Here is a 21322-nt window from a genome sequence, read left to right on the forward strand (position 1 = left end):
ATCTCCTCACGGCCCGCTCCGGCGAGGCCGCAGAGCGTCCGCTCGGGGCGGTTGCCCTGACGCTGGACCTCCGCGACCTCAGACACGGCCAACCACGATGTATCGCGAGTTTTTTGGGAGCTGTGGAACCATCTCCACAACAATCCGAACCTGGACCAATCCAAGGCCGCCGCGGCTCCGAATATGTCGTGAAGCCTGTCCTGGGGACCGGTCCGCACCTGGAGGAACTTCGCGTGAAAGAAGCCGTGCACATCGGGGGCATCGCCTCGGCGGGGCCTGATCTGCAGGAATTGCTCGGCATGGTGGCCCGCGGTGACCGCGACGCCTTCAGCCAGGTCTATGACGCGGTCTGCGGGCCCGTCATGGGGCTGGTACGCGCTGTGCTCCGCGACCCCGCCCAGTCGGAGGAAGTCACTCAGGAAGTGCTGATCGAGCTGTGGCGGACCGCAGCCCGCTTCCAGCCCACCCGTGGCTCCGCCATGACCTGGGTGCTCACCCTCGCCCACCGGCGGGCCGTGGACCGGGTGCGCTCGGCCCAGGCGTCGTCGGACCGTGAGCACCGGGCGGCGCTGCTGGACCGGACGCCGGCCTTCGACGAGGTCATCGAAGAGGTGGAGAGCCGCCTCGAACGTGAACAGGTGCGGCACTGTCTGCGTACTCTCACCGAACTGCAACGGCAGTCGGTGACGCTCGCCTACTACCGGGGGCTCGCCTACAGGGAAGTCGCCGAACTACTGGCCGTACCACTCGGCACGGTCAAGACACGCCTGCGCGACGGGCTCATCCGGCTGCGCGACTGCCTGGGGGTCAGCACATGAGCACGGCGGAACTACACACGCTGACCGGCGCGTACGCGCTGCACGCACTGGCCTCCGACGAGCGCGCGGAATTCGAGCGGCACCTGGAGGACTGCCCGGCCTGCACCCAGGAGGTCGCCGAACTGACCGCCACGGCGGCCCGATTGGGTCTGGCCATGACCCGGACGCCGCCCGCCACGCTCAAAGAACAGGTGATGCGGCAGATCTCCGCCGAGCGCCAGGAGCCTCCCAGGGTCCCGCGCCCCGCCCCGGCGACCGGCGCACACCGGGCGCGCGCCCTCCCCCGCTTCGCGCTGGCCGCCTGTCTGGCCGCGGCTGCCGCGTTCGGCGGGATCGCGGTGTGGCAGAACCAGGAGGCCCGGGACGCGCGGGACCAGGCCCAGCAGTCGCAGCAGCAGGCCGAGGCGCTGGCCTCGGTGCTCGCCGCGCCGGACGCCAAGGTCAGCACCGGGAAATTGACGGATGGCGCGACCGGCACCGTGGTCGTATCGCGCGACCGGAACAAGGCGGCCTTCCTGGCTTCCGGGATGCCCAAGCCGCCCAGCGGCAAGGTCTACCAGCTGTGGTTCAACGACAAGGGCGCCATGCGCTCGGCCGGCCTGATGGACCCCTCGTCCACCTCAGGCGGCGTCCTGATGAACGGGCCGGTCGACGCGGCCTCGGGCATAGGCATCACGGTCGAACCGTCGGGCGGCTCGCCCGAGCCGACCTCCGATCCGCTGGCCCTGATGAACTTCCCGACCGCGTAACCGGCCGACCGGGCCGCGCAGCGGCGCTACAGAACAGCGCGAAGAAGGAAATGGAACCCGCTCATGAGTGTCGCCCTGGTGCTCTTCACCTCCGATCTGCGCGTGCACGACCAGCCGGTACTGCAGGCCGGCCTGCGCGCCGCGGACGAGATCGTCCCCCTCTTCGTGCTGGACCCGGGCGTGCGCAAGGCGGGCTTCGACGCCCCCAACCGCCGCGCCTTCCTGGCCGATTGCCTGGCCGGCCTGGATGCCGCACTGCGCGAGCGGGGCGGGCGGCTGGTGATCCGGGCCGGCGACGTGGTGGAGCAGGTCTGCCGGGTGGTGACGGAGAGCGGGGCACGTGAGGTGCATGTCGCGGCCGGCGTGAGCGGCTACGCGCTGCGCCGGGCGGAGGCGCTGCGCACCGCCCTGGCGCCCCTGCGGTGTGCGCTGCTCGTGCACGACGCCGTGATCACGGCGCTGCCGCCGGGGCGGGTCACCCCGGCGGGCCGTGACCACTTCGCGGTGTTCACGCCGTACTTCCGCAAGTGGGAGGCGGCCGGGGCGCGCGAGACCCTGGCCGCTCCGCGCACCGTGCGGGTCCCGGAGATCGCCGGCCGCCCACTGCCCGCGCGCGACGCCGTCACCGGGGTCTCCCCGGGGCTCGTGCTGGGCGGTGAGCGCCAGGCCCGCGCTCTGCTGCGCGGCTGGCTGGCGGACGCCGTCACGGCGTACGAGGAGCGCCACGACGACCTGCCCGGCGACGCCACTTCGCGGCTCTCGCCCTACCTGCACTTCGGATGCCTGTCGGCGGCCGAGCTGGTCCACCGGGCGCGGAGCAAGGGCGGTCCTGGCGCGGAGGCCTTCGTACGGCAGCTGGCCTGGCGGGACTTCCACCACCAGGTCCTCGCGGCCCGTCCGGCCGCCGCGTGGACCGACTACCGCACACGCGGCGACCACTGGCGTGCGGACAACGAGGAGATCACCGCCTGGCAGCAGGGCCGCACCGGGTATCCGGTGGTGGACGCGGCCATGCGCCAGTTGCTGCACGAGGGCTGGATGCACAACCGGGGCCGTCTCCTGGTGGCGAGCTTCCTGACCAAGACGCTGTACGTGGACTGGCGGATCGGCGCCCGCCACTTCCTGGATCTCCTGGTGGACGGGGACCTCGCGAACAACCAGCTCAACTGGCAGTGGGCGGCGGGCACCGGCACCGACACCCGCCCCAACCGCATCCTCAACCCGCTCGCCCAGGCCAAGCGATTCGACCCCCGGGGCGACTACGTACGACGCTGGGTACCCGAGCTGGCCGAGCTCGCCGGTGCGGCCGTCCACCAGCCGTGGAAGCTCCCGGCGACCGACCGCGCCCGCCTCGGCTATCCGGAGCCGATCGTGGACCTCGCGGACGGCCGGAGCAGGTTCGAGCAGGCACGCGGCCTGGGCTGACGCCACGGGCGAATTTCTCGCTCGGCGGTACGAGAAGTAATTCCTTCGAGGGAACGACCAATCCGCGGGCGGCCCGGCCCCGAATAACGGGTGTGAGCCAAGATCAGGAAGTTCCGGCAGCGCGGGGCAGTGCCCCGGGCAGGACCGCGCGCCCGGCGCGTGTCGGCCCCGCCGCTCCGGGCGGATCGATCACGGACCTTCTGCTGCGCGAGGACCGGCGTGGAGCCGCTCCCGCAGGGCGGCCGTCCAGCCGTCCGGATGCCCACCCGGTGCACGGCGCGACCGAGGCGCGGGTGTGGCCCACAGCAGGTGGTCCCCCGTGACATAGGCCCACCGGCAACGCGCCGCAGCACGCCTCTCCCGTACCCGTCACCCCCCTCAAGGAGTACGTCATGAACACTCTTCGCATCCGCCGCGCCGCCATCGCGGTTGCCGCCGCCGCAGTCCTTCCGCTGTCGCTGACGGCCTGCTCAAGCGACGACGGCTCCGACACCAAGGCCGACTCGACGCCGACCGCCGCCGAGGAGAAGACGACCCCGCCCGCCGACGACGCCACCATGACGGACAAGCCCTTCGGCGCCGCCTGCGCCGGCGTCCCGGCCGACGGCGCGGGCAGCTTCGACGGCATGGCCAAGGACCCCGTCGCCACCGCCGCATCGAACAACCCCGAGCTGTCCACCCTGGTCACCGCCGTCAAGAAGGCCGGCCTCGTCGACACACTCAACAACGCCGAGAACATCACCGTGTTCGCGCCGACCAACGCCGCCTTCGCGAAGATCCCGAAGGCCGACCTCGACAAGGTCCTCGCCGACAAGGCCACCCTCACCAAGATCCTCACCTACCACGTCGTCGGTGAGAAGCTCGCCCCCAAGCAGCTCGAAAAGGGCACCTACCCCACCCTCCAGAAGAGCACCCTCACCACCGCGGGCTCCGGCGAGTCCTACACCGTCAACGACACCTCCAAGGTCGTCTGCGGCAATGTCCCCACCGCCAACGCCACCGTCTACATCGTCGACACCGTCCTGATGCCCAAGTAGTAGGCAACAGCAGGCGTTGTACGCAGCTGTAGGCCTGCAACGCCTGATGCCGGAACAACCGGCGTACGACGCCCAGCTGTCCCCGCCACCCTTACGCTTGCCCGATGAACCTGATGAACCGGGCGGACCGGGTAGTGGGGACAGTCGTCGGTTCGGCGGTCGGGGACGCGCTCGGCGCGCCCTTCGAGTTCGGACTCGCGGGGGCGCTCTCCGAGCGCTTTCCCGACGGCGTGGCCACGATGTGCGGGGGTGGTGGCTGGGACCCCGGCGAGGCCACCGACGACACGCAGATGGCGGTGCTCATCGGGGAGTCCCTGCTGGAGTACGGCGGCCTGGAACTGCCCGACATCTTCCGGCGGTTCCAGCGCTGGGCCGCAGCCGAGCCCAAGGACATCGGGCTCCAGACGGAGGACGTCCTGACCAACGGCGAGCCGTGGGACTTCGCGGCGGCGCTGCATTTCCAGCTCAACGGGCGTGCCGCGGGCAACGGTTCACTGATGCGGGCCGCCACCTCTGCCGTGTACTTCGCCGGGGCGGGCCAGGAAGCCACGATGGACGCCGCCCGGCGCACAGCGGCCCTCACCCACGGGGATCGCGCGGCCTGGGAAGGCACCGCCGTCTTCCACGACCTGGTACGGGTCGCCCTGGACGGCGCCGATCCGCTCGCCGCAGTCCCGGGCGCCCTCGCGCTCGTCCACCCGGATCACCGTGCCCGGTGGGCCACCGTGCTCGCGCCCGGCTGGCACCCGGACGACGCCACCGAGTTCAACGGCGCGGTGTGGCCGTGCCTCGGCTCAGCGCTGTGGGCACTGCGCACGACCGGCGGCTTCGAGGACGCGCTGTGCGCCGCGATCGACCTGGGTGGGGACACCGACACGGTGGCGGCGGTCACGGGCGGCCTCGCGGGCGCGGTGTACGGCGCAGCAGCCATCCCCGAGCGGTGGACCGGGCCGCTGCATGTGCCGCTGCCCGGGTACGACGGGCGCGTGCTGCGCGCCCCGGCGCTCGCCGAACTCGCCCTGCGGCTGGCCTGATCCCAGCTACCTCGCCCGTACCGTCGCCCGCACCTCCCGGTCCGGCTGGAGCGTCAGCGACGGTACGGGCCGTATCTCACCGGGGTCGACGTCCAGGTCGAACCGCCGCGCGAGGACGGCCAGGATCAGCACCGCCTCCACCATGGCGAAGCGCGCGCCGAGGCAGACCCGCGGGCCGCCCCCGAACGGGAACCAGGCGTACTCCGGTATGTCCTCGCCGCTCTCGGCGTCCCAGCGCTCCGGCCGGAACTCCTCGGGCTCCGGGAACCACCGCGCGTCCCGCTGCGTGACCCACTGGCTGCACCACACCCTGGTCCCCGGCGCCACCGGCAGTCCGCCGATCCGGGCGCCGACCTTGGCCACCCCGGTGAGCAGCCAGATCGTCGGATACAGCCGCAGGGTCTCCTTCACCACCGCCTGGGCGTAGGTGAGCTTCGCGAAGTCGTCGAAGTCCGGCTCCCGGTGGCCGAGCACCCGATCCAGCTCCTCGGCGAGGGCGGCCCGCACCCGTGGATTGCGCGCGAGCAGGTACCAGGCCCACACCAGGGTGCTGCTGGTCGTCTCGTGCCCGGCGATGTACAGGGTGACGGTCTCGTCGCGGATCTCCTCGTCCGAGAGGCGGGCCCCGGTCTCGTCCTGCGCGGCGAGGAGCCGGCTCAGCAGATCGGGCCGTTCACCGTCGCCGTTCCGGTGCCGCGCGACCACCTGGGCGACCTCCGCGTCGATGACAGCCGCGGCGCGCTTGATGCGGGCCCGCCCCGGTGTCGGCAACCAGTCGGGCAACAGCGCCCCGATTCCGCTGAACTCCGCGCCTATCTCCCGCTGCGCCACATCCATCGCCCGGCCGATCGCCTCGGCGTCGGCCGCGGCGCCGGTGCCGAAGATGGTACGTACGGCGATCCGCTGAGTCAGGGCCGCCATCTCCCGCTTGATGTCTACACGCTCACCGTCCGACCAGCCGTCGGCGAGCTCAACGGCGCACTCCGCCATCGTGGTCGCGTAGGACCGTACCTGCTTGGGCCGGACCGACGGCTGCACCAACGACCGCTTGCGCCGCCAGTCGGGGCCACGGGCCACGATCACGCCGTTGCCCATCAACGTCCGGAACGCGATGCCCAGTTCGGGCTGGTCAAAGCTCCGCTCGACCTCCGTGATCAGCTCACCGACGAGCTGCGGATCGGCGAGAAACAGACACGGCGTGCGGCCGAACCGCCACCGCACCATGTCCCCGTGCGCCCGCAACCGTTCGAAAAAGGCCAGCGGGTTCTTACCGAACTGCGGCAGGTTGCCGAGGAACGGCAGCCCGCGCGGCCCCGGCACGGACCGGTACTCCTGCAGCTGTACGTCGACGGCCGCACCGGCATCCGTGGTCATGTTGGGGTCTCCCCTGCTCGGGTGGCGCGCATCGGGTGCTGCGCGCGACTGACCCCATCGAAGCCGACGGGTCGGACACTCCACCAGCCCCTGTGGACAACCGAGTTGGCCGGATGGCTGGTTGCCGCCCCTCCCCGCGCGAAAACGCCGGTGCTCCGGGCCGGACTCAGCCCACCGACGAATACGCGACGACACCACGCAGCACGGCTTCGACCGCCTTGCGGGCGTTCTTCGCGACCGTGCTGCCGTCGTGCGGCGCGGCCGCCGCGACCTGGCCCAGCACATCGATGACCTGCTTGCACCAGCGGACGAAGTCGCCGGCCGGCATCTCGGCCTCGCGCAGCACTTCGTCGAGCCCCTTGCCGGAGGCCCACATGAACACCGCCCAGGCGAAGCCGAGATCGGGCTCGCGCTGCCCGACCCCCTCCGTCTGGTTGATCTCATGGTCCTCCTCCAGGGCGTCGAGCCTGCCCCAGATGCGGACCATTTCGGCCATGGCGGTCTTCGCGGGCCCCGTGGGCAGCTTGGGCGCGGCCGCGTCGTCCGACTGCCGCGCCTCGTACACCAGGGCAGAGACGCACGCGGCCAACTCGGCCGGGCTGAGCCCCTCCCACACACCCTCGCGCAGGCACTCGGAAGCCAGCAGGTCGAGCTCGCCGTACAGCCTGGCGAGCCGCTTGCCGTGCTCGGTGGCCTTGTCGCCGCGCAGATAGTCGAGCTCGGTCAGCAGGGCGTAGATCCGGTCGAAGGTACGGGCGATGGTGTTCGTCCGCCCCTCGATGCGCCGCTCCAGCTGCCGCGTGTCCCGCTGCAGCCGGTAGAAGCGCTCGGCCCAACGGGCGTGGTCCTCGCGCTCGTCGCAGCCGTGGCAGGGGTGCGCCCGCAGGGCCGTGCGCAGCCGGGCGATCTCACGGTCGTCGGCCGCGGCCGCCCGCGGCCTGCGGTGCCGGTCAGGGTCGATGTGCGCGGCCTTGGTGCGCAGCGCGGACGCCAGGTCGCGGCGCGACTGCGGGCTGCGCGCGTTGAAGGACTTGGGGATCCGCATCCGCTCCAGCGGCTCGACGGGCACCGGGAAGTCGATCGAAGCGAGCCGCTTGACCTGCCGCTCGGCGGTGATCACCAGGGGCCGGGGCCCGTCGTGGTGCTCCATCCCGCGGTGCCCGTTGGCGCGCCCGGCAGGCAGCCCCGGGTCGAGCACCAGCGCCAGACCGGCGAACTTGCCGGTCGGCACATGAATGACGTCGCCGATCTTGAGCTTCTCCAGCGAGTTCGCCGCGGCGGCCCTGCGCTGCGTCACACCCTGCTTGGCCAGCTCGGTCTCACGGTCCTTGAGCTCGCGGCGCATCCGCGCGTACTCCTCGAAGTCCCCCAGGTGGCAGGTCATGCCCTCCCGGTAGCCCTCGATGCCCTCTTCGTTCTTCTGGACCTGCTTCGAGATCCCGACGACCGACTTGTCCGCCTGGAACTGCGCGAACGACGTCTCAAGCAGCTCGCGCGAGCGGTGCTGCCCGAACTGCCGCACCAGGTTGACGGCCATGTTGTACGACGGCTTGAAGCTGGACCTGAGCGGATAGGTGCGCGTCCCGGCGAGGCCGGCCAGCGCGCCCGGGTCCATGGCGCGCTGCCACAGCACCACCGCGTGGCCCTCGACGTCGATGCCGCGCCGCCCGGCGCGGCCCGTCAGCTGGGTGTACTCGCCGGGTGTGATGTCGGCGTGCTGCTCGCCGTTCCACTTGACGAGCTTCTCCAACACCACTGATCTGGCGGGCATGTTGATGCCGAGTGCGAGGGTCTCCGTCGCGAAGACGGCCTTGACGAGGTTCTTGACGAACAGCTCCTCGACGACCTCCTTGAAGGTCGGCAGCATGCCCGCGTGGTGTGCGGCGATGCCCCGCTCCAGGCCTTCGAGCCAGTCGTAGTACCCGAGGACATGCAGGTCCTCGTTGGGGATCGACGCCGTGCGCGCCTCGACGATCTCGCGCACCCGTCGGCGCCCGTCCTCGTCGTTGAGCCGCAGGCCCGCGAACAGGCACTGCTTCACGGCGGCCTCGCAGCCCGCGCGGCTGAAGATGAAGGTGATCGCGGGCAGCAGCCCCGCGGAGTCGAGCCGCTCGATGACCTCGGGCCTGGCGGGCGTCCAGATGCGGCCGCTCGCCCTGCGCTCCCGCTCCCGGTCGGCATCGCGCGGCTCCCTGCCGCGACGGCCGCGCGCGTGGAACGTGGTGCTGTTCTCCGTCCGGGCCATGCGCATCAGGTCGGGGTTGACCTCGCGCCTGCCGCCCCTGCCGTCGTCGGACTCCTCGAAGAGGTCGTACATCTTGCGCCCGGCGAGCACGTGTTGCCAAAGTGGCACGGGCCGGTGCTCGGAGACGATCACCTCGGTGTCACCGCGGACGGTGTCCAACCAGTCGCCGAACTCCTCGGCGTTGGACACGGTCGCCGACAGCGAGACCAGCGTCACCGACTCGGGAAGGTGGATGATCACCTCCTCCCACACGGCTCCGCGGAAACGGTCGGAGAGGTAGTGCACCTCGTCCATCACCACATAGCCGAGCCCGCGCAGCGACTGCGAGCCCGCGTACAGCATGTTCCGCAGGACCTCGGTGGTCATGACGACCACCGGGGCATCGGAGTTGACGCTGTTGTCACCGGTCAGCAGGCCGACCTTGTCGGCGCCGTAACGCCTGACGAAGTCCTGGAACTTCTGGTTGGACAGCGCCTTGATGGGCGTGGTGTAGAAACACTTGCGGCCCTCGGCGAGCGCCAGGTGCACGGCGAACTCACCGACGATCGTCTTGCCCGAGCCGGTCGGGGCGGCGACGAGCACGCCCTTGCCTGACTCAAGGGCCTTGCACGCCTCGATCTGGAACGGGTCCAGATCGAAGTCGTACAGCTCACGGAAGGGTGCGAGCGCGGTGGCCTGCTCGGCGGTGCGCGCGCGAGCTGCGGCGTACCGCTCAGCTGGGGAGAGGTCCTCTGTCATCTTGTTCAAGAGCCTACCCGCCAGGTATGACACTCAGCCCGATCTTTATGGACGGGCTGAGACACCCTTGTTGGGCGGTGGATCAGGTGGCGTCGTCGTACCCGTTCAGCTGCTTCGGCCGCGGCCCGCCGCTCGGCGCGCCCGCCTTTTCGGGCAACGCACGCGACGCCGGGACTGTCTCGACCGCCTCGACGCCACCGACCGCCTCGGGCGTGAGATCAAGATCGGACGCCTCGTCGTCGTCCAGCTCCGTGTCGGGGTTGTTGCGCCTGCGGCGTCGGTCGTTGGCCAGTGAGAACGCGACGGCCATGAAGTACAGGACGGTGATCGGACCGGCCAGGGCGAGCATGCCGATCGGGTCGGTGGTGGGAGTGATCACCGCGCCGAAGACGAAGACGCCCATGATGACGCCGCGCCACCAGCGGACCATACGACGGCCGCTGAGGATGCCGGTGATGTTGAGCATCACCAGGACCAGCGGCAGCTCGAAGGCGAGTCCGAAGACGAGCACCATGCGCAGCGTGAAGTCGAGTACGTCGCCGAGCGACAGGATGTTCGCCGAACCGGGCGGGGTGAGGCTGATGAGCACCTTCACGCTGACCGGGAGGATGAGGTAGGCGAGGTAGGCGCCCGCCGAGAAGAGCGGTACGGCGGCGCCGACGAAGGCGTACGTGTACTTCTTCTCGGTCTTGTGCAGCCCGGGGGCGATGAAGGCCCAGAGCTGGTAGAGCCAGACCGGACTCGCGACGACGAGACCGGCCGTGAGGCTGAGCTGGATCGTCACGCTGAAGGGCGCCATCAACGTATTGAAGGAGACGATCGCGCAGTTACCACCGTCGCTCGTGACGCCCGGGGGGCACTTCGGCACCGAGTCCGTCAGGAACTCCATGAGGTCCTCGCTGTACACGAGGGCCACAATCGTGACCGCCATGATCGCGAGCAGACCCTTGGCAAGCCGGTTGCGGAGCTCACGCAGGTGTTCCACGAGGGGCATGCGCCCCTCGGGATCCTTCTCCGACTTGCGGGCAGTCTTGAGCAACCCACGTCCTCATCTCGTGCGGCAGGCGGTCACCGGTCAAGGTGCCTGCGGCGGCCCAGGTCTCAGCGCTTGCTGGTGTCGGTCGGCTCGTTCACGGGACGCGAGCTGGTCACGTCGCCGGGAGCGGCCTGGATCGTGCGCGGCGGAGTCTGGACGGTCTGGTCCGGGGTGGCACCCGGGGCCGGCGGGTCGGCCGGGGCGCTGGGGTCGTCGTCCTTCTTCATCGCCTTGGCCTCGCTCTTGAGGATGCGGGCAGACTTGCCCAGCGAGCGCGCCATGTCCGGAAGCTTCTTGGCCCCGAACAGCAGGATGATGATGACGAGGATGAGGATGATCTCGGTGGGGCCGAGCCTACCCATAGCTGATTACCTTCTTCACCGAGGCGACAGGGGGTCTGGTGCTCGACCGGCCGGACACTTGTCCGGTCGCCGCGCTGGCTGCGATCGTAACCCGTAGGGGTAAACACAGGGCAATGCCCGCGCGTACTACGGATTGCGGCCCGCGCCTCGCTGACAGGGCCGCCATCTGCAGGATACCGCCCAGGTCCTGGCCGGTGGAGGGCGCGTGCGCTACCGCAGCGTCTCGCCGGTACGGGCCAGATCCTCCGCCGCCCGCTCCAGATTCTCGGCGGCCCGGTTGATCTGCTGCGAGGTGTCGGCGACCTGGGTGCCCAGGCGCTGGACCTCAAGGAAGACCTTGACCGCCAGGACGCCGAGCACGGCGAGACCACAGAAACCAAGAGCGATTGCGAGCATCGGCCAGAGCATGCGCAGAGCCTAGACGCTCAGAACGTGGAGTGGAGGCGCAGTGTCCGTACGCCGCCCACGGTGAGGAGCTCCACGATGCGCTCACCGGCCGGCTTGCGCACCGCGACGCCGCACTCCGGGCAGGTGAAGGCGTAGAAGGTCTTGCGGTGGCTGGCGCCGATGGCCAGCCGCAGCGAGCCCGCCGACAGCTCGACGCGGGCACGGCAGTCCGGGCAGGCCGCCTTGAAGAGGACCGGGCCCACCGCGGTGGTCGTTCCGGGCACCATCGAAATCTCTCCGTTCTCCTTAAACCTGCTTACGTCACCCGCTTACGCCTGCCCGCTTACGCCTGCCCGTCGTAGGCGGTGAGCGCCTCGCGCGCCGCCTGACGTGCGCTGACCGCCAGATATCCGGGCGCCACGATGTGCCCGTCCCTGCCGAGCCGCAGCGCGAGGCGCCGCAGCGAGGCCGGATCGGGGGTGCGCAGCGTGATCCGCAGACCGCCGTCGGGCAGCTCCTCGGCGCTGTCGTGCGGGTAGTACTCGGCCACCCAGCGGCCGCCGGGGCCGACCTGCACCACGACCTCCGGGTCGTCCGCCGCGGGCTGCACAAGCCCCTCCGAGAGGTCACGCAGCTCGATCTCGGGCGGTACGGACGGTTCGTCGAGCAGCTTGATCTCGGCGACCCGGTCGAGGCGGAACGTACGCCGCGCCTCGGAGAGCCTGCACCAGGCCTCCATGTACGTGTGGCCCACCGCGAAGAGCCTGATCGGGTCGACCTCGCGCTCGGTCAGCTCGTCGCGCGCCGGTGAGTAGTAGCGCAGCCACAGCCGGCGCCGCTCGGAGATCGCCCGGTCGACGTCGGCGAAGACCCCGCCCTCGGACTCGAAGGTCACCGAGAGGCGGGAGCTGGCGCTCGCCTCCTCGCCCGCCGCGGCCTCCAGCTTCGCCGTGGCGCGCAGCAGTGCCTGCCGGTCGCCCTCACGCAGTCCGGGCAGGGTGGAGACGGCGCGGGCGGCGACGAGCAGCGCGGTGGCCTCGTCGGCGGCGAGCTTCAGCGGCTCAGCGACATCGTCGGGGTTGTGCCACCAGATGCGGTCACCGTCGGTGTCGATGTCCAGCAGGTCACCGCCCCGGAAGCTGGTGCCGCACATGGGCAGCACATCCAGGTCGGAGATCAGCTCGTCCTCGGTGATCCCGAAGGCGCGGGCGACATCGGTGACGTGGGCGCCGGGGCGCTCGCGCAGATAGGTCACCAGCGAGAGCATGCGGCGGGTCTGGTCGATCGCGTTCGTGGCCATGAAGTACGTGTCCCCCTCGGTCCTGCTAGTCCTTGGCCACGGCGCGCAGCCGGTCCACGACGTCCGCCCGCAGATCAGCGGGCTCCAGTACAACCACGTCCGGGCCGAATTCGACGAGCCAGGCGTCGAGCCCGTGCCCGTACGGGATGGCCAGTTCGTCCCAGCCGCCGCCGAGGTCGCGCACGGCGGTGGAGCGGGCGCGCAGCGGGTAGCCGGAGCCGGAGCGCAGCTTGATCAGCGCGGTACGGGTCGCGGTCTCCCCCGCCCAGCTCTCGACCGTCTCGCGCACCGTCACCACGTCCGGCACGGGCGCGGTGAACGCGCCGGTGCGTGAACGGACCTTCCCGGTGATCCGGGAGAGCCTGAAGACGCGCTCGGCGCTGCGGTCGCGGTCCCAGCCCGCGAGGTACCAGTGGCCGCGCCAGCACTCCAGCGTCCACGGCTCCACATGCCGGGTCTCGGGGCGGGCCGCGGTGGCCTTGCGGTAGTCGAAGACGACGGTGCGGCGGTCGCGGCAGGCGAGCATCAGCGGCTCGAAGGCCGCCTCGTGCACCGGGATCCGCGGCTCCAGGGCGCTGTGGTGGACCGCGTACGGGTCGTCCGCCTCCGGCATCCCGGCCGCGCGCAGCTTCTGCAGGGCGCCGCTGGCGGCGCCGGCCAGCCTGGCCTGCTGCCAGACCTTCGCGGCGAGGGTGAGCGCGGCGGCCTCTTCGGCGTCGAGGGTGATGGCGGGCAGCCGGTTGCTGTCGCGGCGGGCGAGGTAGCCGGTGTCGCCGTCGAGATTCTCGACGGTGTCGATGACCAGACCGAGTTCGCGCAGATCGTCCTTGTCGCGCTCGAACATCCGGTTGAAGGAGTCGTCCGTACTGGCTTCCAGGTAAGCCTCGATGGACCCCCGCAGTTCCCGCTTGCTGAGCGGGCGCCGGGTCCCGAGCAGGCACAGCGCCAGATTCATCAACCGTTCGGCCTTGGCAATCGCCATCGGCACCCTCTCTCTTGCTCTACGACCGTTGACCGTACCGCCCCGGGGTGTCGCGGCAAAAGCCGAGGGCCCGCGCCACAAGGCGCGGGCCCTCGTACCGCTACCGGTCGATCAGGCCGCGACGAGGTCGCAGACGAAGATCAGCGTCTCGCCCGGGGCGATGACGCCGCCACCCGCGCCGCGGTCGCCGTACGCGAGGTGCGCGGGGATGGTCAGCTTGCGACGGCCGCCGACCTTCATGCCCTGCATGCCCTGGTCCCAGCCGGCGATGACCTGGCCGGCACCGAGCTGGAACGACAGCGGGGCGCCGCGGTTCCAGCTGGCGTCGAACTCTTCGCCGGTGGAGAAGGCGACACCCACGTAGTGGACCTTGATGGTGGCGCCCGCCTTGGCCTCCGCGCCGTCGCCCTCCCAGATTTCCTTGATCTCAAGGTCGGCCGGGGCCTGACCTTCCGGGAAGTCGATCTCGGGCTTCTCGATGCTCACGAAAGTGCTCCTACGAATGAATCTTGTGGACAACCGAACCAGTCTGCCACGGGCGGACGGACGGTACGGGCCGGACAGGACCGGGGACGAGCGGCTCAGACAGTGTCGATGATGTCGACGACGAAGAGCAGGTTGTTCTTGGCCAGCTCACTCTGCGGGTTCGAGCCGTACGCCTGGGCGGCGGGAATGCTCAGCAGGACACGGTCGCCGATGTGCTTGCCGACCAGGCCCTTGTCCCAGCCCGGGATGACCGCGCCGGCACCGATCTGGAAGCCGGTGGCGCCACCGTGGTCCCAGGACGAGTCGAACTTCTTGCCGTCCTCCCACTTCACGCCGGTGTACTGCGCGACGAGGCCCTGACCCGCCTTGACCTCGGCGCCGGTGCCCTTGATCAGAACCTGGTCCTTGAGGTCCTTGGGGGCCTTGTCACCCTTGGGGATGGTGATCGTCGCGGCCTTCTGCGGGGTGGTCTTCACCTCGGGCAGACCGGCCTCGGAGGCCGCCTGCTCGCCCTTGGCCTCGGCCTTCTTGTCGACCTTCTTGGCAGCGACCACATCGACGACCCAGACCAGGCCGTCCGTCGGCTTGATCCCGGACTGCGGGTTCAGCTGCTGACCGATGATCGCGTCGGCGGTGCCCTCGATCTCGACCCGGCTGCCGACCTTCTGGCCGACCAGGGAATCGAGCACCTTGGCGGGCAGCATCTGGCTCGGCGCGCCGATCTCCTGCACGACCTGGGTGCGCGGCGCCTTCGGGTCTGCTCCCGGAGCCTTGGTCCAGCTGCTGCCGAGAGGCTTGGAGTCCTTCATCGCCTTGCCGCTGTGGTCGACGCGTACAAAGTCGCCCTTCTTCACCGCGACGCCGTCACCGTCGCTGACGGTGCTGACGACGAGCTTCTTGGAGGGCTCCGCGCCCTTGGCAATCTCGATCTTGGGCTCGTCGCCGAACTTTCCGGAAACCGTGGCGGCGCTGCTCTTCTTCGCCTCGCCGTCCTCGGAACCTGAGTCGGACCCGCAGGCCGCGGTCAGCAGCAGGGCGGGAACTACCAGTACCGCAGCGGCACGGCGGACAGTCTTAGTGGGGTTCATTCAGTCCAACTCGCGAGTAGAGGGGGTCCGGGCACTGCCTGCCACTCTACGACTTCGCCCCAGCAGCACCACGGGTACTGACATGGCTGCGCGCCGGGACATGTACGTCCCGGCGCGCAGCCTTGCCAACTGTTGTCTGCTGCTGTCCGGTGTTGACTGCTGTTTACGGCTCACACACCGCTACGGCTCACATCCCGGCGATGAGCTTCTCGACACGGTCGTCGACCGATCTGAACGGGTCCTTGCACAACACGGTGCGCTGCGCCTGGTCGTTGAGCTTGAGGTGCACCCAGTCGACGGTGAAGTCCCGACGCTGCTCCTGGGCCCTGCGGATGAAGTCGCCGCGCAGCCGCGCCCTGGTGGTCTGCGGAGGCACTGATTTGCCCTCGAAGATCTTCAGGTCGTTGCAGATGCGGGCGGCCTGCCCCCTCTTCTCCAGGAGGTAGTAGAGCCCGCGACGGCGGTGGATGTCGTGGTACGCGAGGTCGATCTGTGCGACCCGCGGGTTCGACATCGTCATGTTGTGCTTGGCCCGGTACCGCTCGATGAGCTTGTACTTCATCACCCAGTCGATCTCGGTACCGATCCGGTCGAGGTCCTCGGCCTCGATCGCGTCCAGGGTGCGGCCCCACAGTTCGAGGACCTGAGCGACATTGCCGGTGCGGATGCCCCGCCGGTCGACGAAGTCCACGGCCTTCTCGTAGTACTCGCGCTGTACTTCGAGGGCCGATGCCTCGCGCCCGCTCGCCAGGCGCACCTTGCGCTGGCCGGTGATGTCGTGGCTGACCTCGCGGATGGCCCGGATCGGGTTCTCCAGGGTGAGGTCACGCATCACCGTGCCCGCTTCGATCATGCGCAGCACCAGGTCGGTGGCGCCGACCTTGAGCAGCATGGTCGTCTCGGACATGTTCGAGTCGCCGACGATGACGTGGAGCCTGCGGTAGCGCTCGGCGTCCGCGTGCGGCTCGTCGCGGGTATTGATGATCGGCCGGGAGCGGGTGGTCGCGGAACTGACGCCCTCCCAGATGTGCTCGGCACGCTGGCTGACGCAGAAGACCGCGCCACGTGGCGTCTGGAGTACCTTGCCGGCACCGCAGATCATCTGCCGTGTGACAAGGAAGGGGATGAGGATGTCCGCGAGCCGGGAGAACTCTCCGTGGCGGGCCACCAGATAGTTCTCGTGGCAGCCGTAGGAGTTCCCCGCAGAGTCGGTGTTGTTCTTGAAGAGATAGACGTCGCCCGCGATTCCCTCCTCGTGCAGGCGGCGTTCGGCGTCGACTTGCAGGCCTTCGAGAATGCGCTCGCCTGCCTTGTCGTGCGTAACCAACTCGGTCAGGTTGTCGCACTCGGGAGTTGCGTATTCCGGATGCGATCCCACGTCGAGGTAGAGGCGGGCGCCGTTCCGCAGGAAGACGTTGCTACTGCGGCCCCATGACACAACACGGCGGAAGAGGTAGCGCGCCACTTCGTCGGGAGACAGTCGGCGCTGTCCCCTGAACGTGCATGTGACGCCGTACTCGTTCTCCAGCCCGAAAATGCGGCGGTCCATGACTGAACATTACGCCTTATGGCCTGTCCTGAAACCGGGTTCGGCCGCACGGATTCGATCATTTCCCGAAGGGTTGACCACCGAGTCGGTGGCAACGGGAGGAGTGAGAACCCGTTGGGTGGTCAGCAACACCACCAGCGCAGCGACTCCGGCGACCGACGCCACGGCGAAACTCGCGGCGGTCCCACCGTGCTCCACGGCCGGTCCTGCCGCTCCCGTACCGACCGCCGCGCCTACGCCGAAGGTGGTGACCAGCCAGGAGAACGCCTCGGTGACGGTGCCACGCGGAGCGTGCCGGTCGACGACGATGAACGCGCAGGCGAGCGCGGGCGCCAGGAAGACACCGGCGACACCGGCGAGCACGGTCATCGCGGCCACGCCCGGAGTGAGCATCAGCGGCAGGTACCCGAGCGCGAGCAGCGCCACGATGACCCGCAGCCTCCGCTCGGGGGCGCCGGCCCACTGGCGGGCGCCGTACAGCAGGCCGCCGAACAGCGCGCCGAGGCCGAGCGCGGCCATCAGCAGGCCGTACACCGACTCGCGGCCGTGGTCGTCGGCGTACGCGATTCCGGCGACCGTGATCGAGCCCAGCGCGAGGCCGACGAAGAAGAAGGCGCCGAGCAGCGCGAGCAGACCGGGCGAGCGCAGCGCGCCGAGCCAGTGCGCCTCGCGGGGCGCGGAGCGCCAGGCACGCGAGGGCTTCGACAGGACGACCGAGAGCGCGCCGAGCACGCCTATCGCGTTGATCACGAGCAGCGCGGCGGCGGGCGACCAGAGCGACACGAGCAGGGTGACGAGCAGCGGCCCGACGGTGAACATGACCTCCTGCGCCACAGCGTCCATGGCGTACGCCCGGTGCACCCGGTCCTCGCGGCCCAGTACGTCCGTCCAGAGCGCCCGCAGGCCCCCTTCGAGGGGCGGGGTGAAGAGGCCGGCCACGATCACGGCGGCGTACGCGAGAAGCAGCGGATCGATGCCGGCGAGCGTGAGCAGGACCATCCCCAGGGCCGAGAGGACGGCGGAGGGGAGCTGGACGCGCGGCTGCCCGAAGAGGTCGACGGCGCGGCCGAGCAGCGGCTGGCCGACCGCGTTGGAGAGACCGTAGATCGCCGCCAGGGCGCCTGCCAGGGAGTAACTGCCGCCCTCGGCGCGGACGAAGAGCACGATCGCGATCGGCGCGGTGGCGTTCGGCAGGCGCCCCACCAGCGTCCCGGCCAGCAGGCGGGCGGCGTACCTGGTTCTGAGCAGTTCCGCGTATCCCGCAGCCATGTCCGTCCCTCTCCTCCGGTACAAGCCGGGGTTTTACGTATAACTTCCAGGGTCATACGTACCATGGGGCCAGCGCGCGGGTCCACCCCGCGGCAGCGACACCGTTGACGCGCGGAGGCACGAGTGACCAGCCCGGACGACACCCACGGCGCCGCCGGGCCCCGCCGGGCAAGGCGCGAATCGGCCGCCGACGCGGCCCCGACCAGCAGGGACGTGGGACGGGCCGCCGGAGTGTCGCAGGCCACCGTGTCACTGGTCCTCGGCGACAAGTGGCGCGGACGGGTCTCGGAGCGCACCGCGGAACTGGTGCGCGGGGCAGCCAGAGAGCTGGGGTACCGGCCCAATCTCGCCGCCCGCAGCCTGCGACTCGGCCGGACCAGGACCGCACTGCTCGTCGTCCCCGCCCTCACCAACGAATTCTTCGCCCGGGTCTACGCAGGCGCCGCCCGCACCGCCGCCGAGCACGACTTCGGCGTGGTGCTCTACCCCTCCCCCGACGGCATCGGCCCCGCCAGGGACCCCTTCGCCTCGGCACGGGCCGCACTGGACGGGATCATCGCCTCCTCCATGGCAGCCGGGGCGCTCGGCGCGATCCGGGGCGCCGCGCTGCCCCTGGTCATGCTCGACAGCGACCCGGCGGACCCCGGCGCCGCCGCCCATGTGAACCTCGACATCGCCGACGGGATGCGCCAGGTGACGGAGCATCTGCTCGCGCTGGGCCACCGCAGGTTCGTCCATCTCGCTTCGGCCGTGGACTCCTGGACCTTCGAGGTGCGGGCCCGGGCGATCGGCGAGACACTGCGCGGAGTCCCCGACGTCGTTGTACGTACGGTCCCCACCGCGCTGGACGTGCACAGCGGCCGACAGGCCGCGCAGGCCGCGCTCACCGGGCCCGGCCCACGGCCCACGGCGCTCGTCTGTGACGACGACATCATCGCGGCCGGCGCCTGCAAGGCGGTACGCCGCCTCGGTCTGCGGGTGCCCGAGGACGTCTCGGTCACCGGCTTCGACGACCTGGCCCTGGCGACCGCCGTGGAGCCCGAACTCACCACGGTGCGACTGCCGGCCGAGCAGGTCGGAGAACGCGGCATGGCGGCGCTGCTGGCCGTCCTGGACGGCCGCACACCCGAAGGGGGCGACCTCCGGGTGGAACTCGTCACCCGCGGCTCCACCGCCCGCGCCTGAGGCTTCCGGGATCTGGTCCCTTCGCGGCCCCGCACACCTGATCCCCGGGCCGCTGGGCGGACCGGGGATCGGATGAAGCGCTCGGAGAGCGGCCGAGCTACTCCTCCTCGGTGTCCGAAGGCACCTCGGTCGGCTCGGCCGCGTTGCCGTCCGCCTCAAGGAGGCGGGTCAGCTGGCGGCCGACAATGCGCTTGAACTTGCGCTTCTGCGGCCTCGTACGGTCCAGGACCGCCACCTCAAGGCGCTCCGCGGGAATTTCCCGCTCGCTGCCGTTGGTGTCCCGCGAGAGGGCCTGCACGGCCAGCTTGAGTGCCTCCGCGAGCGTCATTCCGTCGCGGTGACGCTGGTCGAGGAAGGTACTGATCTGCTCCGCGTTGCCACCGACCGCGACCGAGCCGTGCTCGTCCACGATCGAACCGTCGTGCGGCAGGCGGTAGATCTGGTCACCGTCGGCCTCGGCACCGACCTCGGCGACGACCAGCTCCACCTCGTACGGCTTCTCCGCGTTGCTGGAGAAGATCGTGCCCAGCGTCTGCGCGTAGACGTTGGCGAGGCCACGGGCCGTCACATCGTCGCGGTCGTAGGTGTATCCACGCAGATCCGCGTACCGGACACCGCCGATGCGCAGGTTCTCGTACTCGTTGTACTTACCGGCGGCGGCGAAGCCGATCCGGTCATAGATCTCGCTGAACTTGTGCAGCGCACGGGACGGGTTCTCGCCGACGAACACAATGCCGTCGGCGAACTGCAGCACAACAAGGCTGCGACCACGGGCGATGCCCTTCCGGGCGTATTCCGCCCGATCGGCCATGGCCTGCTGGGGTGAGACATAGAACGGCGTCGACACCGGCTATCCGTCCCTTTCTGTCAGTGGCGAATGCATCGGAGATGCGCAGATCAGAGCAGCGCGGCGCGGGGACCGTCGGGCTGTTCCATACGCCGCTCCAGGATCGACCTGGCCACCTCGGAGGACTCCGTCTCGGTGAGCTTGCGGAAACCGTCCTCGGTGATGATGGTGACGATCGGGTAGATCCTGCGGGCCACGTCCGGACCGCCGGTCGCCGAGTCGTCGTCAGCCGCGTCGTAGAGCGCCTGGATGACCAGAGTGATGGCCTGCTGCTCCGTCAGATCCTCACGGAAGAGCTTCTTCATCGACCCACGGGCGAAGACCGAGCCCGAGCCGGTGGCCGCGTACCCGTTCTCCTCGGAACGGCCGCCGGTGACGTCGTACGAGAAGATCCGCCCCTTCTCGCGGTCGACGTCGTACCCCGCGAAGAGCGGGACGACGGCCAGACCCTGCATCGCCATGCCCAGGTTGCTGCGGATCATCGTGGAGAGCCGGTTGGCCTTGCCCTCCAGGGAGAGCGTGGCGCCCTCGACCTTCTCGAAGTGCTCCAGCTCCAGCTGGAAGAGCTTGACCATTTCAATGGCGAGCCCGGCAGTGCCCGCGATACCCACCGCGGAGAACTCGTCGGCCGGGAACACCTTCTCGATGTCGCGCTGCGCGATCATGTTACCCATGGTGGCCCTGCGGTCACCGGCGAGCACCACACCGCCGGGGAACGACGCCGCGACGATGGTCGTGCCGTGCGGCGCCTCGATGACGCCCTTCATGGGCGGCAGGGTGCGCCGGCCCGGGAGCATCTCGGGCGAGTGGTCGCCCAGGAAGTCCATGAACGACGACGAGCCCGGCGTCAGGAAGGCAGCTGGTAGACGCCCGGTGCTACGAGTGTTGGCTTCCACGCGTTTCCCTCCAGGTATGCGGCGGCCCGACGCAAGGTGTCGGGGTCGTCCCCCAACTTGCCGATGGCCGAATTGCAGTTGAAGCAAAGTACGCCTCGGACCCTACCCGTCGGGTGGCAATGATCCACATGAACTGCGGGCGCAGACAAGCAGATCGAGCAGATACCCCTGCGACGAGATCATTTCGTCGCGCTCGGCCATCGTGATGCCGTACTTCCGCTTGAAGTAGCTCTGCTGGTTCCGCCCCGCCCGGCACACCTTGCAGTAGCTTGCGTAACCGTCCGGCGTGGTCGAGTTCGGTTCCCACTCCGAGTGAGCTTTGATCTCCCCACACTGTGGGCACCGCTTACTACCACGCGGCACGGGCACCTTCACCCGCACCGCACGCCCCTTCGCCTCTTGACGCTGCCGGTAGTACTCGGCGGCGCACTCCTTGCAGTAGGCCTGAAGACCGTCACTCGTCGAGCGATTGCTGGCGAATACCTCGCGCTGCAATGTCCGCTGACATCGGGAGC

At 69.9% G+C, this 21322-nt stretch carries 22 protein-coding genes; 6 read left to right on the forward strand and 16 right to left on the reverse strand.

Annotation, left to right across the window (positions count from 1 at the left end; genetic code table 11):
• The first annotated feature begins 233 nt into the window (after positions 1 to 233).
• The 5 genes from ABCR94_RS20770 (at position 234) to ABCR94_RS20790 (ending at position 5063) form a co-directional block, all read left to right on the forward strand.
• The gene (locus tag ABCR94_RS20770) at positions 234 to 818 is read left to right on the forward strand and encodes a sigma-70 family RNA polymerase sigma factor (RefSeq protein ID WP_347121083.1); all 585 of its coding nucleotides are present in this window, start codon (positions 234 to 236) and stop codon (positions 816 to 818) included.
• Positions 815 to 1567 (forward strand): anti-sigma factor, encoded by a 753-nt coding sequence (locus ABCR94_RS20775; RefSeq protein WP_347121084.1) that lies wholly within the window; start codon positions 815 to 817, stop codon positions 1565 to 1567. Before ABCR94_RS20770 ends, ABCR94_RS20775 begins: the two co-directional genes overlap by 4 nt.
• Before the next feature lie 63 nt (positions 1568 to 1630).
• On the forward strand, positions 1631 to 2992 hold the full coding sequence (locus ABCR94_RS20780) for a cryptochrome/photolyase family protein (RefSeq protein WP_347121086.1): 1362 nt from the start codon (positions 1631 to 1633) through the stop codon (positions 2990 to 2992).
• Positions 2993 to 3384: 392 nt separating this feature from the next.
• Positions 3385 to 4029, forward strand: coding sequence for a fasciclin domain-containing protein (locus ABCR94_RS20785; protein ID WP_347119907.1), 645 nt, complete (start codon positions 3385 to 3387; stop codon positions 4027 to 4029).
• 113 nt (positions 4030 to 4142) lie between these two features.
• The gene (locus ABCR94_RS20790) at positions 4143 to 5063 is read left to right on the forward strand and encodes an ADP-ribosylglycohydrolase family protein (RefSeq protein ID WP_347121387.1); all 921 of its coding nucleotides are present in this window, start codon (positions 4143 to 4145) and stop codon (positions 5061 to 5063) included.
• Between the two features lie 6 nt (positions 5064 to 5069).
• Here the strand turns inward: ABCR94_RS20790 and ABCR94_RS20795 are convergent, their stop codons facing one another.
• From ABCR94_RS20795 to ABCR94_RS20850, 12 genes are all read right to left on the reverse strand, one after another.
• Positions 5070 to 6437, reverse strand: coding sequence for a cytochrome P450 (locus ABCR94_RS20795; RefSeq protein ID WP_347121088.1), 1368 nt, complete (start codon positions 6435 to 6437; stop codon positions 5070 to 5072).
• Between the two features lie 166 nt (positions 6438 to 6603).
• Entirely contained in the window at positions 6604 to 9420 is a 2817-nt protein-coding gene (locus tag ABCR94_RS20800) for a DEAD/DEAH box helicase (RefSeq protein WP_347121388.1), read from the reverse strand.
• 82 nt (positions 9421 to 9502) lie between these two features.
• A complete protein-coding gene (gene tatC, locus ABCR94_RS20805; protein ID WP_521977421.1) occupies positions 9503 to 10459 on the reverse strand; it encodes a twin-arginine translocase subunit TatC in 957 nt (318 codons plus the stop codon).
• A gap of 62 nt (positions 10460 to 10521) precedes the next feature.
• Complete coding sequence (tatA, locus tag ABCR94_RS20810; RefSeq protein ID WP_347121090.1) at positions 10522 to 10818, reverse strand: Sec-independent protein translocase subunit TatA; 297 nt, start codon at positions 10816 to 10818, stop codon at positions 10522 to 10524.
• 210 nt (positions 10819 to 11028) lie between these two features.
• Entirely contained in the window at positions 11029 to 11226 is a 198-nt protein-coding gene (locus tag ABCR94_RS20815) for a hypothetical protein (protein ID WP_283518995.1), read from the reverse strand.
• Between the two features lie 17 nt (positions 11227 to 11243).
• Positions 11244 to 11492: a hypothetical protein gene (locus ABCR94_RS20820; RefSeq protein WP_347121091.1), complete on the reverse strand. Its 249-nt coding sequence runs from the start codon at positions 11490 to 11492 to the stop codon at positions 11244 to 11246.
• Between the two features lie 56 nt (positions 11493 to 11548).
• Entirely contained in the window at positions 11549 to 12505 is a 957-nt protein-coding gene (locus tag ABCR94_RS20825; protein ID WP_347121092.1) for a helix-turn-helix transcriptional regulator, read from the reverse strand.
• A gap of 25 nt (positions 12506 to 12530) precedes the next feature.
• The gene (locus ABCR94_RS20830; RefSeq protein WP_347121094.1) at positions 12531 to 13487 is read right to left on the reverse strand and encodes a helix-turn-helix transcriptional regulator; all 957 of its coding nucleotides are present in this window, start codon (positions 13485 to 13487) and stop codon (positions 12531 to 12533) included.
• A 111-nt stretch (positions 13488 to 13598) separates the two neighbouring features.
• Positions 13599 to 13973: an FKBP-type peptidyl-prolyl cis-trans isomerase gene (locus tag ABCR94_RS20835; protein WP_347121096.1), complete on the reverse strand. Its 375-nt coding sequence runs from the start codon at positions 13971 to 13973 to the stop codon at positions 13599 to 13601.
• Between the two features lie 95 nt (positions 13974 to 14068).
• Positions 14069 to 15061, reverse strand: coding sequence for an FKBP-type peptidyl-prolyl cis-trans isomerase (locus ABCR94_RS20840; protein WP_347121097.1), 993 nt, complete (start codon positions 15059 to 15061; stop codon positions 14069 to 14071).
• A 187-nt stretch (positions 15062 to 15248) separates the two neighbouring features.
• Positions 15249 to 16610, reverse strand: coding sequence for a Pup--protein ligase (gene pafA, locus ABCR94_RS20845; RefSeq protein WP_347121099.1), 1362 nt, complete (start codon positions 16608 to 16610; stop codon positions 15249 to 15251).
• A 9-nt stretch (positions 16611 to 16619) separates the two neighbouring features.
• Positions 16620 to 17879 carry an MFS transporter gene (locus ABCR94_RS20850; RefSeq protein ID WP_347121100.1) on the reverse strand — a complete coding sequence of 420 codons (1260 nt, stop codon included), beginning with the start codon at positions 17877 to 17879 and terminating at the stop codon, positions 16620 to 16622.
• 213 nt (positions 17880 to 18092) lie between these two features.
• Between ABCR94_RS20850 and ABCR94_RS20855 the strand changes: the two genes are divergently transcribed.
• Entirely contained in the window at positions 18093 to 19064 is a 972-nt protein-coding gene (locus ABCR94_RS20855; protein ID WP_347121391.1) for a LacI family DNA-binding transcriptional regulator, read from the forward strand.
• Positions 19065 to 19161: 97 nt separating this feature from the next.
• Here the strand turns inward: ABCR94_RS20855 and prcA are convergent, their stop codons facing one another.
• From prcA to ABCR94_RS20875, 4 genes are read right to left on the reverse strand one after another with little or no spacing between them, the layout of a single operon-like run.
• Positions 19162 to 19911 carry a proteasome subunit alpha gene (gene prcA, locus ABCR94_RS20860; protein ID WP_283519003.1) on the reverse strand — a complete coding sequence of 250 codons (750 nt, stop codon included), beginning with the start codon at positions 19909 to 19911 and terminating at the stop codon, positions 19162 to 19164.
• Between the two features lie 50 nt (positions 19912 to 19961).
• Positions 19962 to 20807 (reverse strand): proteasome subunit beta, encoded by an 846-nt coding sequence (gene prcB / locus ABCR94_RS20865; RefSeq protein ID WP_347121101.1) that lies wholly within the window; start codon positions 20805 to 20807, stop codon positions 19962 to 19964.
• Positions 20759 to 20935 carry an endonuclease domain-containing protein gene (locus ABCR94_RS20870; protein WP_347121392.1) on the reverse strand — a complete coding sequence of 59 codons (177 nt, stop codon included), beginning with the start codon at positions 20933 to 20935 and terminating at the stop codon, positions 20759 to 20761. Before ABCR94_RS20870 ends, prcB begins: the two co-directional genes overlap by 49 nt.
• Positions 20910 to 21302, reverse strand: a complete 393-nt coding sequence (locus ABCR94_RS20875) for a hypothetical protein (RefSeq protein WP_347121410.1) — start codon at positions 21300 to 21302, stop codon at positions 20910 to 20912. Before ABCR94_RS20875 ends, ABCR94_RS20870 begins: the two co-directional genes overlap by 26 nt.
• Positions 21303 to 21322 lie beyond the last annotated feature (20 nt).

The organism is Streptomyces changchenzhani, assembly GCF_039766235.1.
Taxonomy (GTDB): Bacteria; Actinomycetota; Actinomycetes; order Streptomycetales; family Streptomycetaceae; genus Streptomyces.